The organism is Buttiauxella selenatireducens, assembly GCF_031432975.1.
GTDB lineage: Bacteria > Pseudomonadota > Gammaproteobacteria > Enterobacterales > Enterobacteriaceae > Buttiauxella > Buttiauxella selenatireducens.
The window spans coordinates 2415184-2430092 of the sequence record NZ_CP133838.1; the positions used below are offsets into that span (position 1 = coordinate 2415184).

The 14909-nt window shown below is 51.8% G+C and carries 15 protein-coding genes; 14 read left to right on the forward strand and 1 reads right to left on the reverse strand.

All coding sequences use genetic code 11. The features are described from left to right. Nucleotides 1–70 precede the first annotated feature (70 nt). Nucleotides 71–1069, reverse strand: a complete 999-nt coding sequence (gene pspF / locus RHD99_RS11170; RefSeq protein ID WP_309878833.1) for a phage shock protein operon transcriptional activator — start codon at nucleotides 1067–1069, stop codon at nucleotides 71–73. A gap of 171 nt (nucleotides 1070–1240) precedes the next feature. Between pspF and pspA the strand changes: the two genes are divergently transcribed. The 14 genes from pspA to RHD99_RS11240 all read left to right on the forward strand — a co-directional run bounded on the left by pspA (nucleotide 1241) and on the right by RHD99_RS11240 (nucleotide 14876). Beyond that, nucleotides 1241–1912 carry a phage shock protein PspA gene (gene pspA / locus RHD99_RS11175; protein WP_139876487.1) on the forward strand — a complete coding sequence of 224 codons (672 nt, stop codon included), beginning with the start codon at nucleotides 1241–1243 and terminating at the stop codon, nucleotides 1910–1912. A 55-nt stretch (nucleotides 1913–1967) separates the two neighbouring features. Next, nucleotides 1968–2195 (forward strand): envelope stress response membrane protein PspB, encoded by a 228-nt coding sequence (pspB, locus tag RHD99_RS11180; RefSeq protein ID WP_309878835.1) that lies wholly within the window; start codon nucleotides 1968–1970, stop codon nucleotides 2193–2195. Then, entirely contained in the window at nucleotides 2195–2554 is a 360-nt protein-coding gene (gene pspC, locus RHD99_RS11185) for an envelope stress response membrane protein PspC (RefSeq protein ID WP_183269351.1), read from the forward strand. The genes pspB and pspC overlap by 1 nt, the downstream gene beginning before the upstream one ends. Before the next feature lie 153 nt (nucleotides 2555–2707). Beyond that, nucleotides 2708–2938, forward strand: a complete 231-nt coding sequence (gene pspD / locus RHD99_RS11190; protein WP_309878836.1) for a phage shock protein PspD — start codon at nucleotides 2708–2710, stop codon at nucleotides 2936–2938. 189 nt (nucleotides 2939–3127) lie between these two features. Beyond that, a complete protein-coding gene (locus tag RHD99_RS11195; protein WP_309878838.1) occupies nucleotides 3128–4813 on the forward strand; it encodes a sugar phosphorylase in 1686 nt (561 codons plus the stop codon). Nucleotides 4814–4828: 15 nt separating this feature from the next. Beyond that, complete coding sequence (locus RHD99_RS11200) at nucleotides 4829–6121, forward strand: ABC transporter substrate-binding protein (RefSeq protein WP_309878840.1); 1293 nt, start codon at nucleotides 4829–4831, stop codon at nucleotides 6119–6121. A 17-nt stretch (nucleotides 6122–6138) separates the two neighbouring features. Next, nucleotides 6139–7011, forward strand: coding sequence for a carbohydrate ABC transporter permease (locus RHD99_RS11205; RefSeq protein ID WP_309878842.1), 873 nt, complete (start codon nucleotides 6139–6141; stop codon nucleotides 7009–7011). After that, nucleotides 7008–7853 (forward strand): carbohydrate ABC transporter permease, encoded by an 846-nt coding sequence (locus RHD99_RS11210; protein WP_309878843.1) that lies wholly within the window; start codon nucleotides 7008–7010, stop codon nucleotides 7851–7853. The genes RHD99_RS11205 and RHD99_RS11210 overlap by 4 nt, the downstream gene beginning before the upstream one ends. 153 nt (nucleotides 7854–8006) lie before the next feature. Beyond that, complete coding sequence (gene ycjQ / locus RHD99_RS11215; protein ID WP_309878844.1) at nucleotides 8007–9056, forward strand: D-guloside 3-dehydrogenase; 1050 nt, start codon at nucleotides 8007–8009, stop codon at nucleotides 9054–9056. Between the two features lie 16 nt (nucleotides 9057–9072). Further along, the gene (gene ycjR, locus RHD99_RS11220) at nucleotides 9073–9861 is read left to right on the forward strand and encodes a 3-dehydro-D-guloside 4-epimerase (protein ID WP_309878845.1); all 789 of its coding nucleotides are present in this window, start codon (nucleotides 9073–9075) and stop codon (nucleotides 9859–9861) included. Nucleotides 9862–9870: 9 nt separating this feature from the next. Then, nucleotides 9871–10911, forward strand: coding sequence for a D-glucoside 3-dehydrogenase (gene ycjS, locus RHD99_RS11225; protein WP_309878846.1), 1041 nt, complete (start codon nucleotides 9871–9873; stop codon nucleotides 10909–10911). After that, on the forward strand, nucleotides 10908–13139 hold the full coding sequence (locus tag RHD99_RS11230; protein ID WP_309878848.1) for a glycoside hydrolase family 65 protein: 2232 nt from the start codon (nucleotides 10908–10910) through the stop codon (nucleotides 13137–13139). Before ycjS ends, RHD99_RS11230 begins: the two co-directional genes overlap by 4 nt. Further along, nucleotides 13130–13798 (forward strand): beta-phosphoglucomutase, encoded by a 669-nt coding sequence (gene pgmB, locus RHD99_RS11235; protein ID WP_309878849.1) that lies wholly within the window; start codon nucleotides 13130–13132, stop codon nucleotides 13796–13798. Before RHD99_RS11230 ends, pgmB begins: the two co-directional genes overlap by 10 nt. 10 nt (nucleotides 13799–13808) lie before the next feature. Beyond that, a complete protein-coding gene (locus RHD99_RS11240) occupies nucleotides 13809–14876 on the forward strand; it encodes an ABC transporter ATP-binding protein (protein WP_309878850.1) in 1068 nt (355 codons plus the stop codon). Nucleotides 14877–14909: the final 33 nt, after the last annotated feature.

The window sequence follows — 14909 nt, forward strand, 5'->3', positions numbered from 1 at the left end:
TTAAACGGCATCACGCTCCACGAAAACAGAAGCTGCGTTGGCCAGCCATTCGTACGCTGGCTCATTTTTATCAGGATTCAGATTGCACAATCTGGTGTTTTTTAAGCAAAGCACGCAGTTGATGGTAAGTCAGTCCGAGCAAATCAGCGGCTTTACGCTGATTAAATCTCGCCTCTTTGAGGCTTTGTTCCACCAGCATTTTCTCTTGTTCATTTTGCCAGGCACGCAAATCCATCGGTAAAATCAGTGGGTTTTTATCATCCTGCGCGGACGGGGCGGGTTGCCGTGCAAAAGGGTCAAGAATGACGTCATCAACGGGCTCATCGCTTGTGCCATGGCGATAAACTGAACGTTCCACCACGTTTTTCAGCTCACGAATATTGCCAGGCCAGCGGTAATTAAGCAGCGTTAATTGCGCTTGCTCAGTAAATCCGGGGAAAAGGGGGAGTTGTAGCTCGCGGCACATCTGAATCGCAAAATGCTCGGCCATTAACATGATGTCGGGCTGGCGCTCGCGTAATGGTGGGAGTTTGACGACATCAAATGCCAGTCTGTCGAGTAAATCGGCGCGGAACTTACCTTCTTCTGCAAGTTTTGGCAGGTCAGCATTGGTTGCGCAAACCAAACGCACATTCACCTGCAACGGCTGACTCCCGCCGACACGCTCCAGTTCGCCGTATTCCACTACACGCAGCAGCTTTTCCTGCACCATCATCGGCGCGGTTGCCAGTTCATCCAGAAACAGCGTACCTCCATCGGCACGTTCAAAACGTCCCGGATGACGTTTTTGCGCACCAGTAAAGGCACCGGCTTCATGGCCAAACAGCTCGGAATCCAGCAAATTATCATTCAGAGCCGCACAGTTAAGTGAAATAAACGGCCCTTGCCAACGGCGTGACAGGAAGTGAAGGCGGTTAGCAATCAACTCCTTACCGGTACCGCGCTCACCAATCACTAACACGGGCTTTTCGAGGGGGGCCAGCCGCGAGACTTGTTCCAGAACCTCAAGAAAACTGTTTGCCTCGCCAATCAGGTTATCTTTGCTATCTGCCATGATTAAATTAACCAATAGTTAGTGAATTTAACCACTATAACCGTTATGAATGATGAGTCAAATTTAATTATTTTCTTTAAAATCAATGAAATAAAAAGTTGGCATACCCATTGCAATATGTACTTCGTGAAAGTGTTTCGAGCAAGGTGCCAGGCACCTGAAATAATGACTAAAGAGGATTGAATTATGGGTATTTTTTCTCGTTTTGCCGACATCGTGAATGCCAACATCAACTCACTGCTTGAGAAAGCAGAAGACCCGCAGAAGCTGGTGCGCCTGATGATTCAGGAAATGGAAGACACATTGGTTGAAGTACGTTCCACATCGGCACGTGCGTTGGCTGAAAAGAAACAGCTTTCCCGTCGTGTAGAACAAGCAACCGCACAGCAAGCGGAATGGCAAGAAAAAGCGGAGTTGGCGCTGCGTAAAGATAAAGAAGATTTGGCTCGTGCAGCGTTAATCGAAAAACAAAAAATGACCGACATGATCGCCACCCTGGAAGATGAAGTGGTGCATGTTGATGAAACACTGGCGCGTATGAAAAAAGAGATTGGCGAGCTTGAGAATAAACTCAGCGAAACCCGCGCGCGCCAGCAAGCATTGACGCTGCGTCATCAGGCGGCATCTTCTTCACGTGATGTTCGTCGCCAGTTAGACAGCGGAAAAATCGACGAAGCGATGGCACGTTTTGAATCCTTCGAGCGCCGTATCGATCAGATGGAATCTGAAGCGGAAAGCCACAGTTTTGGCAAACAAAAAAGCCTCGATTCGCAGTTTGCTGAACTTAAAGCAGACGATGAAATCAGCGAACAACTGGCTGCGCTGAAAGCTAAAATGAACAATCAGGATCGTGGTTAATTTTTAGCAACTGCGGCGTATGCCGCAGTTCGCCTGACTTGTAAAAGGAGTACACATGAGCGCGCTTTTTATTGCCATCCCGTTAACGATTTTTGTGTTGTTTGTCGCTCCCATCTGGCTGTGGTTGCATTACAACAACCGCGCTGAAAACGGCGGGCATCTTTCTCAGGGCGAACAACAACGATTGGCACAACTGACTGACGATGCTCGTCGTATGCGTGAACGTATTCAGGCGCTGGAGCAGATCCTGGATGCAGAACATCCGAACTGGAGAGACAAATAATGGTTAATTCATTTTCCGGTCGTAAATTATGGCGTATCCCAGAAAAAGGGATGGTGAAAGGGGTGTGTGCAGGTATCGCACAATACCTTGATGTTCCGGTGAAACTGGTACGCCTGATTACTTTTTTAGCGATGATTTTTGGCCTGTTCTTTTTTGTCATCGTGGCCTACATCGCCCTGACTTTCATCCTTGATCCGATGCCTGCGGGTGCAGACCAGGTAAAGCCGCAACCGACTAGCCGTGATTTACTCGACGAAGTCGATGCCCAATTAGCGGCGGGTGAACAACGTTTGCGTTCTATGGAGCGCTATATAACTTCTGATACTTTCACGTTACGTAGCCGTTTTCGTCAGTTGTAGACCATCCTCACCCTAACCCTCTCCTTGAAGGAGAGGGAATAGACCGGATTTCTCCCTTGAAGGTGAGATTCTCCCTCTCCTGGGGGAGAGGGCCGGGGTGAGGGCGACCTGGCAAGATCACAGCAGCATTTCAACACTCGGAGACTCAATCCCATGGCAACATTTCGCACCACGGCGCAGAAAGCCAAACCCGGCCTGAAAATTGTCGGCAAATTAGTGTTGCTGACGGCCCTGCGTTACGGTCCGGCAGGCGTCGCGGGATGGGCGGTTAAATCCGTGGCGCGTCGTCCACTGAAAATGCTGCTGGCGCTCATTCTTGAACCCATGATGGCAAAAATTTTGCGCAAAGTTTCAGCGCGTTACAACAGCCCATCGGTGAAGTAACGCTCCATGCCTGCCCGTTCCGCTCGTTTTGAGCGGAACAATCCCCGATCTACCTTTCCTTTCTCTGCCGTTTCATTTTAATTTGCGTTACCTCACAAATATTAATCTTCAGTTCTCGCTGCGTTGACAGAAAAATAAACCGGGAGTAGTCTCGCTTTCCGTGGTACCGCTCCCATGAGAAAACTTAAGATGCAAAAAATTAAAGAATTACTGTCTTCAATTTATGACGACACGTTAAATAAATCAGTTACAGACGCTTTTATTTCGCGGGTAGAGCAGGGCAAGCATGTCAGTATGAAAACCCGCAAGCAAGATTGGGATGAAAGCGATGTCGTGCTCATTACCTATGCTGATCAATTTCATCACCAGAATGATAAAACCTTAAAAACGCTGGGTGATTTTTATAGCCAATGGCTAAGTAAGAGTTTCTCACATATACATCTTCTGCCATTTTATCCATGGTCATCAGATGATGGTTTTTCGGTAATTGATTATCATCAGGTTGACCCTGTATGTGGCGGTTGGGACGATATTGCAAAGTTAAATAAATCAACCAGGCTCATGTTTGATTTTGTTTGCAATCATATATCAGCGAAAAGCAGTTGGTTCCAGCAATATCTGGAAGGGAACCCTGAGTTTAAGAATTTCTTTATATCGGTTGATCCAGAATCTGACTTATCAGCCGTTACACGCCCTCGTGCATTACCACTGTTATCACCATTTACTCTTTCAGATGGCACAAAACAACATATCTGGACCACCTTCAGCGACGACCAAATCGACCTCAATTTTGCCAATCCGCAGGTACTGCTGGCAATGGTTGATGTCTTGCTGCATTACCTGCAAGCAGGGGCAGAATATGTTCGCCTGGATGCAGTGGGATATATGTGGAAAACGCCCGGCACCCGCTGTATTCACCTTGAAAAAACGCATCAACTCGTTAAGCTTTTCCGCGCTGTTGTCGATGAAGTCGCGCCTGGCACAGTGCTGATTACCGAAACCAACGTTCCGCACAAAGACAATATTTCCTACCTCGGTAACGGCCATGACGAAGCGCATATGGTGTACCAGTTCCCACTGCCGCCGTTGATACTGCATGCTATCCACACCGGCTCGGCTCAGGTGCTAAGTCAATGGGCTACGTCTTTAGAAACCGCTGAAAACAGCAATACCACCTGGTTTAACTTCCTTGCTTCACACGACGGTATTGGCCTCAATCCGTTACGCGGAATATTGCCTGAAGAAGACATCCTGAACCTGGTGAATGAGTTGCAGGAGCAGGGCGCATTAGTTAACTGGAAGAATAATCCGGACGGCACACGTAGCCCGTATGAAGTTAATGTGACTTATATGGATGCGTTGAATCGACGGGATAGCAGTGACGAAGAGCGTCTTGCGAGATTTATCCTTGCGCACGCTATTTTACTGGCATTCCCCGGCGTTCCGGCAATATACATTCAAAGTATTCTTGGTTCGCGTAACGATTATGCGGGTGTTGAACGCCTGGGTTACAATCGGGCGATAAATCGCCAAAAATATAACCTGCAAGATATAGAAAACCAATTATCCGGTGAAAATGAATTACGTGAACAGGTCTATAAAAAATTATCACACCTGATTAATGTTCGTAAAAAACAGGACGTTTTCCATCCTGATAGTTCTTTCGAAACGCAATGTATGAACAACAGCTTGCTGGTCATTAAACGTCGTTCAGTAAAGGGTAATAATGTCCTGGCGCTATTTAATTTAAGTCGCGAGCCACAGCGCTACATGCTGCCAGATAATAATTTTGAAGATTTAATTACCGGGCTGGAAATAAACGGAAAGCAATCTTACGACATGCAGCCTTTTCAGGTGTTATGGCTTAGCTATTAATATAAGGGAATAACCATGAATACGTCCAAAACGGTGCTGTTATCAGCACTGATAGCCGCTGCTTTGCTTACGGGTTGTAAACAGGATGAATCGCAGCAGGTCACGATTGAATTTATGCATTCGTCGGTAGAGCAGGAACGTCAGGCGGTTATTAGTCAATTGATTGAGCGTTTTACTAAAGAGAACCCGCAGATTGTCGTCAAACAGGTGCCGGTTGAAGAAGACGCCTATAACACCAAAGTGATTACGCTTGCCCGTTCTGGTGCGCTGCCGGAAGTTATCGAAGTCAGCCACGATTACGCCAAAGTCATGGACAAAGAACAGCTTATCGACCGCGATGCGGTGCGGACAGTGGTCGGGCAGGTTGGCGAAAGCAATTTCTATGACGGCGTGCTGCGTATCGTGCGCACCGAAGACGGCAAGGCTTTTACTGGCGTGCCGATTAGCGCCTGGCTGGGTGGCATCTGGTACCGCAAATCCGCGCTGGCGAAAGCGGGTATCAGCGAGCCGAAAAACTGGACGGAACTGTTGAATGCCGCACGCACCATGACGCACCCAGCCGAGAAAAAGTACGGCATCGCGCTGCCAACAGCTGAAAGCGTCATGACCGAGCAAACTTTCTCGCAGTTCGCACTCTCCAACGGGGCAAACGTGTTTGATGCGGCAGGCAAAGTCACCGTTGACTCGCCAGAGATGCTGGCCTCACTCAATTTCTATCGCGACCTGGCGGGCTTCACCATGCCTGGCTCCAACGACGTGATGGAAATTAAAGACGCCTTCATGAACGGTACCGCGCCGATGGCCGTTTATTCCACCTACATCCTGCCTGCTTTCTATAAAGAGGGAGCGCCGCAAGATCTCGGCTTCGTGGTGCCGACGGAAAAATCTGCCGCGGTTTACGGCATGCTGACTTCGCTGACCATTACTTCCGGCCAGACCAAAGAAGAGACGGAAGCGGCGGAGAAATTTGTTTCGTTTATGGAGCAGGCACAGAACTCGGCGGACTGGGTGATGATGTCGCCAGGTGCCGCACTGCCGGTCACCAAAGCCGTCGTACAAACGCCAACCTACAAAGACAATCCGGTGATCAAAGCCTTCGGCACATTGCCCGCCGAGCTGATTGCCCAGTTCCCGAATGTGCAGGTGTTTGGCTCAGTAGGGGAGAAAAACTTTACCCGCATGGGCGATATCACCGGTTCGGCGATTCTTAGCGAAATGGTCAACGGTGTGACGGTGGGCAAACAAGCTACCGCACCGGCGCTCGAGAAAAGCCAGCAGCGCATCGTCGAATTGATGAAACAACACTGAGTGCAGGATAAGTGATTATGAAGAAGTGGTTATCAGGCCGCTCGGATATGCCATTCGCCATGATGCTGCTCGCCCCCAGCCTGCTGTTGCTGGGAGGATTAGTGGCGTGGCCGATGCTGTCGAATATCGAAATCAGTTTTCTGCGTCTGCCGCTGAACCCGAATATCAGTGCGCGATTTATCGGGCTGGAAAACTACATCAACATCCTGACGGACGCGGCCTTCTGGTACTCGTTGTGGACCACCTTCTGGTACACCGCGCTGGTGGTGCTGGGCAGTACCGGATTAGGGCTGGGCGTTGCGCTGTTCTTTAACCGCGAATTTCGCCTGCGCAAAACGGCGCGATCCCTGGTGATTCTGTCCTACGTTACGCCGTCGATCTCGCTGGTGTTCGCCTGGAAATACATGTTCAACAGCGGCTACGGTATCGTGAACTACCTCGGCGTGGACGTTCTGCATATGTTTGATGAGGCGCCGCTATGGTTCGACAACCCCGGCAGCAGCTTCTTCCTGGTAGTGCTGTTCGCCATCTGGCGCTACTTCCCGTATGCCTTTATCTCGTTTCTGGCGATTTTACAGACCATCGACAAATCTCTGTACGAAGCGGCGGAAATGGACGGTGCCAACGCCTGGCAGCGTTTCAAAATCGTCACGCTACCAGCGATTATGCCGGTGCTGGCAACGGTGGTCACGCTGCGCACCATCTGGATGTTCTACATGTTTGCCGACGTCTGGTTGCTGACCAGCAAAGTGAACATACTCGGCGTCTATCTCTACAAAACGGCCTTTGCCTTTAACGACTTAGGGAAAGCGGCTGCAATTTCGGTGGTGCTGTTCGTCATCATCTTTGCCGTCATCCTGCTGACCAGAAAACGGGTAAATCTCAAATGACTGCGAATAACCGCAAACGGCTCGGGCGCGTGGGCTTTTATCTGGGGCTGGCGCTGTTCCTTATCATCACGCTATTCCCGTTCTTTGTGATGCTGATGACCTCGTTCAAAAGCTCGCAAGAGGCGATATCGCTGCATCCGACCATCTTCCCGCAGCATTGGACGTTACAGCACTACATCGACATTTTTAACCCGGTGATTTTCCCGTTTTTGACCTACTTCAAAAACAGCCTGGTGGTGTCGCTGACGTCATCCGCCATTGCAGTGCTGATTGGCATTCTCGGCGCTTACGCGCTGTCCAAACTGCGATTTAAAGGGCGCATGACCATCAACGCCAGCTTTTACGCGGTGTACATGTTCTCTGGCATTTTGCTGGTGGTGCCGCTATTCAAAATTATTACCGCGCTGGGGATTTACGACACTGAGCTTGCGCTGATTATCACCATGGTGACGCAAACCTTGCCTACGGCGGTGTTTATGCTGAAAAGCTACTTTGACACCATCCCGGATGAAATCGAGGAAGCGGCGATGATGGACGGCTTAAACCGTCTGCAAATCATCTTCTACATCACCGTGCCGCTGGCGATTTCCGGCCTGGTTTCGGTGTTCGTCTACTGCTTTATGGTGGCGTGGAACGACTACTTGTTCGCCTCTATTTTCCTCTCCAGCTCCGCCAACTTCACGCTGCCGGTTGGCCTGAGTACGCTGTTCAGTACGCCGGATTATGTATGGGGACGCATGATGGCAGCCTCATTAGTAACGGCACTGCCAGTGGTGGTGATGTACGCGATTTCCGAGCGCTTTATTAAAAGCGGCCTGACGGCGGGCGGGGTCAAGGGTTAAGTGAGCGCCGGATTGTTTTCCCTCACCCCGACCCTCTCCCAAAGGAGAGGGGGAAAAACACGACAGGCGAGGGATAACTCGATCTAGTCCCCTCTCCCTCAGGGAGAGGGCCAGGGTGAGGGTGGTTTTATCAAATTTATAACGGAGCAAATCATGAAAAAATTAATCGCAAGCGCACCACGCATAGCAACCTTAGTGGAGTACGAAGACCGCCCGGTGGCGGCACATGAAGTCAAAATCAAAGTGGCGTTTGGCGCGCCTAAACACGGCACCGAAGTGGTCGATTTCCGCGCCGCCAGCCCGTTTATCGATGAAGAATTTTCGCCAGAATGGAATTTGTTCGTACCACGTGCGGAAGGTGCCGCTCGCGGCATTGAATTCGGCAAATTCCAACTCGGCAATATGGTCGTGGGCGAAGTGGTCGAACGCGGTGCAGACGTTACCGAATACCAGTTGGGTGACCAGGTTTGCACCTACGGCCCATTGCAGGAAACGGTGATTGCCAACGGCGTGAATAACTACAAGTTGCGCAAAATGCCTGCGGGTTCGAGCTGGAAAAACGCCGTTTGCTACGACCCGGCACAGTTCGCCATGAGCGGCGTGCGCGACGGCAACGTGCGCGTAGGGGATGTTGTAGTGGTGATTGGCCTCGGCGCAATCGGGCAGATTGCCATTCAACTGGCGAAGAAAGCGGGCGCATCCATCGTGATTGGCGTTGATCCTATCGCACACCGCTGCGAAATCGCCAAACGCCACGGCGCGGATTTTTGCTTTAACCCGGTCGGCACAGATGTCGGTCTGGAAATCAAAAAAATCACCAACAAGCAGGGCGCGGACGTGATTATCGAAACCAGCGGCCACGAAACGGCGCTGCAAGCAGCACTGCGCGGCATTGCTTATGGCGGCACCATCTCTTACGTGGCTTTCGCCAAACCGTTCCACGATTTCAACCTGGGCCGTGAAGCGCACTTCAACAACGCGAAAATCGTCTTCTCACGCGGCAGCAGCGAACCGAACCCGGACTACCCGCGCTGGAACCGCAAGCGCATCGAAGAAACCTGCTGGGAACTGCTGATGAACGGTTATCTCAATTGCGAAGACCTGATTGACCCGGTGGTGCCTTTTAATGAGAGCGCCGAGAGCTACATGAAGTTTGTCGATCAGAACCCGGACTTGAGCATCAAAATGGGCGTTTGTTTTTAATTTAAGGAGTTAAATCATGAAAATCGGTACTCAAAATCAAGCGTTCTTCCCAACAGATATTCTGGAAAAATTCAAATATGTCAAAGCGATGGGTTTTGACGGTTTTGAAATCGACGGCAAGTTACTGGTAGAAAACGTGGCGACAGTCAAAGCGGCGATTGCCGAAACCGGGCTGCCAGTCACCACCGCCTGTGGCGGCTACGACGGCTGGATCGGGGATTTTATTGAAGAGCGTCGTCTGAACGGTCTGCAACAGATTGCTCGCATCCTCGAAGCGTTGGCAGAAGTGGGCGGCAAAGGCATTGTGGTACCCGCCGCGTGGGGCATGTTTACCTACCGTCTACCGCCGATGACCTCGCCGCGCAGCCAGGTGGGCGACCGTAAAGCGGTCAGCGATTCCCTGCGTTTTCTTGATGAAGTTGCCGCGCGTACCGGCACCCACGTATTCCTCGAACCGCTTAACCGCTACCAGGATCACATGATCAACACCCTGGCGGATGCCCGTTCGTATATCGAAGAAAACCAGCTTAAACACACCAAAATCATTGGTGATTTCTATCACATGAATATCGAAGAAGATGACATCAGCGAAGCGTTCCACACGCAGCGCGATCTTCTCGGTCACGTGCATATCGCCGATAACCATCGCTACCAGCCGGGCAGCGGCAGCATTGATTTCAAAAAGCATTTCGACCAGCTACGTGCTGATGGTTATGACGGCTACATCGTCTATGAAGGCCGTATTCGCGCTGAAGATCCGGCAGCGGCTTACCAGCAATCGCTGCAATTTTTACGTACCTGTTAAGAGGTCGACATGAGCCGAAAACTCAGGGTGGCGATAGTCGGTGCAGGTCAGGTGGCTGAAACCGTTCATGCGTCGTATTACCTGTCAAGGGAAGATCTGGAACTGGTGGCGGTCGTCGACAGCCATGCTGAACGGGCCAGCGAATTTGCTGCAAAACTGGGTATTCCCCATGCGTTCAGCGATGCCGGAGAAATGTATCGCCAGTGCCAGCCCGATATCGTGAGCGTCTGCACGCCAAACCGTTTTCACCACCAGCATGTAATGCAGGCGTTGGAACACGGCTGCCATGTGATGTGCGAAAAGCCCCCGGCGATGACGCCGGAGCAGGCCGCTGAAATGCGCGACGCAGCTCGCAAAGCGGGAAAAGTGCTGGCCTACGACTTCCACCACCGTTTCGCCAGCGACACCCAACTGCTGCGCGAACAGGTGGTGGCCGGAACGCTCGGCGAGATTTACGTCACCAACGCCAAAGCGCTGCGCCGCTGCGGCGTACCAGGCTGGGGCGTGTTCACCAACAAAGCGCTACAGGGCGGCGGGCCGCTGATCGACATCGGCATTCATATGCTCGATGCGGCGATGTATGTGCTCGGCTTCCCGGCGGTGCGTCGGGTGACGGCGCATTCGTTCCAGAAACTCGGCACCCGTAAACACAGCGGGCAGTTTGGCGAGTGGGACCCGAAAACCTTCACCGTGGAAGACGCGTTATTTGCCACCCTCGAGTTTCAAAACGGCGGCATTCTGCGCCTCGAAACCTCTTTTGCGCTAAATATTGCGCAGCAGTCGGTGATGAACGTGGAGTTCTGCGGCGACAAAGCCGGAGCCACGTTGTTCCCCGCGCATATTTATACCGATGAAGACGGGCAGCTAGTGACGTTGTCACAATGCGAAGTAGCTGATGACAACCGCCACTTCAAAAGCATGCAGGCGTTTGTCGATCACGTGCTCGGCGCACCCGTCAGCATTGCCGACGCGGAGCAGGGTTATCTCATTCAGCAACTGGTCGCGGCGATTTATCTGGCGGCAGAACTTGGAACCAGCATCGACTTATGAGCACTTTGACATCCTTAAAAGAGCCGCAGTTTAGTCCTCATACCCTGAATAAATTCGCCACCTTAATGGCTGCCGGAAACGGCTATCTGGGCCTGCGTGCCTGCCACGAAGAAGCCTACACCGATCAGACGCGTGGCATGTATCTGGCCGGTTTTTATCACCGCGCAACACCGTCAGAAACCACCGAACTGGTGAATCTGCCGGATGTTTTGCAGATGCGCATCGAGCTGGACGGCGAGATTTTCACGCTATTGTCTGGCTCGATCGTTGATTACCGCCGTGAGCTGAATTATGCAAACGGCGAACTGGTACGTCGCCTGACCTGGCTTGCGCCAAACGGCAAGCGCTACCAAATCAACTGCCAGCGTTTTTTGAGCGCGGCGCAACATTCGCTGCTGTGTTCGCGCATCGCCATTACGCCATTGGATGACAGTGCATCCGTCACCATCAGCACCGGCATTGACGCCACGCAAACCAACAGCGGCCGCCAGCATCTGGACGAAATCAGCGTGCGCGTGTTTGAGCAGCGCTACCTGCAAGGCTGTTACCGCACGCTGGATGGTGAAAACGAAGTCACGATCGCCAGTTTTTGCGCCGTGTCGCCGGAAACCAGCAACAGCTTTTTTGCCAAAAACCGCCGCCTGACACAGCATTGCAGCGCAAGCATTGCCAAAGGAAAAACCTTCCAACTGGAAAAAACCAGCTGGATAAGTTGCTCGCGCGATGAGGGTTACGGCGCTGAATCAGTGCTGGAAAACCTGATTAATTGCGTGAAAAGCGGCTACGACAATTTGCTGGCAGAATCGGCAAGCGTCTGGCGCAATTACTGGCAGCGCAGCCGTGTGGAGGTGATAAGCGAGCATTCTCAGGACCAGCACGCGCTGGACTTCGCGCTTTATCATCTGTTCGCCATGACGCCTGCCCACAGTGAGCGGTGCAGCATTGCCGCCAAAGGGCTGACCGGCGAAGGCTATAAAGGCCATATCTTCTGGGATACCGAAGTGTTTTTGCTGCCATTCCATTTAATGACGCAGCCAGAAATCGCCCGTCAATTGTTGAGTTACCGCTGGCATAATCTGGCGGGCGCACAGGCCAAAGCGCAGAAAAATGGCTATCAAGGCGCGCTGTTCCCGTGGGAAAGCGCCTGGTCCGGCGAGGAAGAAACGCCAGAGTTTGCGGCGATTAATATCCGCACCGGATTGCGCCAGAAAGTCGCATCGGCGCTGGCGGAACATCACCTGGTGGCGGATATCGCCTGGGCGGTGGATGCCTATTATCAGGCGACTCTCGACGAAACCTTTATGCGCGAGCGTGGCGTGACGCTCTTGTTGGAAACCGCGCGTTTCTGGATCAGCCGGGCGGTTGAAGTGAACGGGCGGCTGGAGCTGCACGATGTGATTGGCCCGGACGAATACACTGAGCATGTCAACAACAACGCCTATACCAACTATCTTGCATATCACAACGTCAAGCTGGCGCTTAAATATGGCTGTTTTGATGCGGAATTAAAAAACCTGGCAGAAGATTTCCTTACGCGCCTTTGGCTGCCTGCTTCTGACGATAATCAGCTTATCGAACAGGACGATACTTTCTTCAGCAAGCCAACTATCGATCTGGCGAAATACAAAACGCAGCAGGGCACCCAGGCGATTTTGCTGGATTACTCGCGCGCCGAAGTGAACGAGATGCAGATCCTCAAACAGGCCGATGTGGTGATGCTGACTTACATGCTGCCGTGGCTGTTCACGCAGCAACAGCTTGCGGCGAACCTCGATTACTACGAACCGCGCACCATTCACGATTCTTCGCTCAGTAAAGCCATTCACGGGGTCATTGCTGCCCGCAGTGGTCGCCTTGCGCAGGCTTATCAGTTCTGGCAACAGGCATGTCTTATCGATTTGGGCGACGACCCGCACAGTTGTGATGATGGTATTCACGCTGCCGCCACGGGCGCCATCTGGCTTGGCGCGGTGCAGGGTTTTGCCGGGCTAACGGTCGAGCGGGGCGAACTGCATCTGAATCCGCATTTACCGCAAGCCTGGCGTTCAATTTCTTTCCCGTTTGTCTGGCAGGGGGCGCAGGTTCAACTGAGGTTAACTTCCCAGCAGATCAGCATCATCACTACTAAGCCGCTGCGCATCGTGATTGAAGGCGTGGAAACAGAAGTTTTGCATGAGTTTGTCACGCCTGTTACTGGGAGCGGTACCACAAAAGGAGAATGCCTGTGAGACTCAAAGCGGTGATTTTCGATCTCGATGGCGTGGTGACCGACACCGCCCATCTGCATTTTCTCGCCTGGCGGCAGGTGGCGGGTGAAATAGATATTGAGATCGACGAGCAGATCAACGAGCAACTCAAAGGCATCAGCCGCATGGATTCGCTGGAGCGTATATTGCGCAGCGGCGGGGTGGCAGAACGCTTTAGCCAGCAGGAAAAAGATCAGCTTGCGGATCGCAAAAACCAGCTGTACGTCGAGTCACTCAAGCAACTGCATCCTGGTTCGATTCTGCCAGGAATTGCGGCGCTGCTCGCAGAATTACGCAAAAGTGGAATTTTGGTGGGGCTGGCGTCGGTGTCGCTGAATGCGCCGCGCATTCTGGACGCGCTTGAGCTAACCGAACAGTTCGATTTCTGCGCCGATGCCAGCAAAATTCAGCGCTCAAAGCCCGATCCGGAAATCTTCCTCGTTGCTTGCGCAGGGCTGGGCGTCACACCTGAAGAATGTATTGGTATTGAAGATGCACAGGCGGGTATCGAGGCGATTAATGCCAGCGGCATGCTTTCGGTGGGGATTGGCTCAACGCTTAGCGGTGCGGATTTGCTGCTGGCATCGACCAGCGAACTCAGCTTGCCGCTGTTGTTATCTACCCGACAAAATAACGAATAAGGACAAGGCAATGGCACAACTTTCGTTGCAGCACATTCAGAAGATTTATAACAACCAGGTTCACGTGGTGAAGGACTTCACCCTGGAAATCGAAGATAAAGAATTTATCGTTTTTGTCGGGCCATCGGGTTGCGGTAAATCCACCACCTTGCGCATGATTGCCGGGCTTGAGGAGATTAGCGGCGGCAAGTTGCTTATCGATGGCGTCTGCATGAATGACGTTCCGGCGAAATCGCGTGATATTGCGATGGTGTTCCAGAACTACGCGCTTTATCCGCATATGTCGGTGTACAACAACATGGCGTTCGGGCTGAAAATGCAGAAGCTTGATGCGAAAATCATCGACGAACGCGTGCAGTGGGCGGCCTCTATTCTTGGTCTGAAAACCTATCTCGACCGCCGTCCGGCGGCACTTTCCGGTGGGCAGCGCCAGCGTGTGGCTTTGGGACGCGCCATTGTGCGCGAAGCGGGCGTCTTCCTGATGGATGAACCGCTCTCTAACCTTGATGCCAGGCTGCGCGTGCAGATGCGTGCGGAAATCGGCAAGCTGCATCAAAAGCTCAACACCACCATGATTTACGTTACCCACGATCAGACCGAAGCGATGACCATGGCGACGCGCATTGTGGTGATGAAAGACGGTATCATTCAGCAGGTTGGCGCTCCGAAAACCGTTTATAACCATCCGGCTAATATGTTTGTTGCCGGTTTTATCGGCTCGCCGTCGATGAACTTTATTCGTGGCACATTAGAAAACGGTTATTTCGTTACGGAAACATTAAAGCTCAAACTTCCGGAAAACAAATTAGCTGCGCTTGAGCCTTATCAGCGAAAGCCAGTGGTATTTGGCATTCGCCCGGAAGATATTCATCCGACAGAACAGGGCATAGATGCACATATCACGGTGGCGGAATTAACCGGAGCCGAATTTATGCTGTATTCCACCATTGGCGGGCATGAATTAACGCTGCGCGCTAATGCGGATGCGGATTATCGGGCGGCACAAAACATAAAAATCACCTTTGATATGAATAAAAGTCATTTTTTTGACGCTGAAACCGAATGCGCCATCAACTAAATAATTAAAACTGTACCCTGCCGGGAAGTTATT

Bases quoted from the DNA above. Each gene is read 5' to 3' on its own strand.
- pgmB (WP_309878849.1), top strand. From the start codon at position 13,130: ATGCCTGTGAGACTCAAAGCGGTGATTTTCGATCTCGATGGCGTGGTG.
- RHD99_RS11195 (WP_309878838.1), top strand. From the start codon at position 3,128: ATGCAAAAAATTAAAGAATTACTGTCTTCAATTTATGACGACACGTTA.
- ycjQ (WP_309878844.1), top strand. From the start codon at position 8,007: ATGAAAAAATTAATCGCAAGCGCACCACGCATAGCAACCTTAGTGGAG.
- RHD99_RS11240 (WP_309878850.1), top strand. From the start codon at position 13,809: ATGGCACAACTTTCGTTGCAGCACATTCAGAAGATTTATAACAACCAG.
- RHD99_RS11230 (WP_309878848.1), top strand. From the start codon at position 10,908: ATGAGCACTTTGACATCCTTAAAAGAGCCGCAGTTTAGTCCTCATACC.
- ycjS (WP_309878846.1), top strand. From the start codon at position 9,871: ATGAGCCGAAAACTCAGGGTGGCGATAGTCGGTGCAGGTCAGGTGGCT.
- ycjR (WP_309878845.1), top strand. From the start codon at position 9,073: ATGAAAATCGGTACTCAAAATCAAGCGTTCTTCCCAACAGATATTCTG.
- RHD99_RS11200 (WP_309878840.1), top strand. From the start codon at position 4,829: ATGAATACGTCCAAAACGGTGCTGTTATCAGCACTGATAGCCGCTGCT.
- pspD (WP_309878836.1), top strand. From the start codon at position 2,708: ATGGCAACATTTCGCACCACGGCGCAGAAAGCCAAACCCGGCCTGAAA.
- RHD99_RS11205 (WP_309878842.1), top strand. From the start codon at position 6,139: ATGAAGAAGTGGTTATCAGGCCGCTCGGATATGCCATTCGCCATGATG.
- pspB (WP_309878835.1), top strand. From the start codon at position 1,968: ATGAGCGCGCTTTTTATTGCCATCCCGTTAACGATTTTTGTGTTGTTT.
- pspA (WP_139876487.1), top strand. From the start codon at position 1,241: ATGGGTATTTTTTCTCGTTTTGCCGACATCGTGAATGCCAACATCAAC.
- pspC (WP_183269351.1), top strand. From the start codon at position 2,195: ATGGTTAATTCATTTTCCGGTCGTAAATTATGGCGTATCCCAGAAAAA.
- RHD99_RS11210 (WP_309878843.1), top strand. From the start codon at position 7,008: ATGACTGCGAATAACCGCAAACGGCTCGGGCGCGTGGGCTTTTATCTG.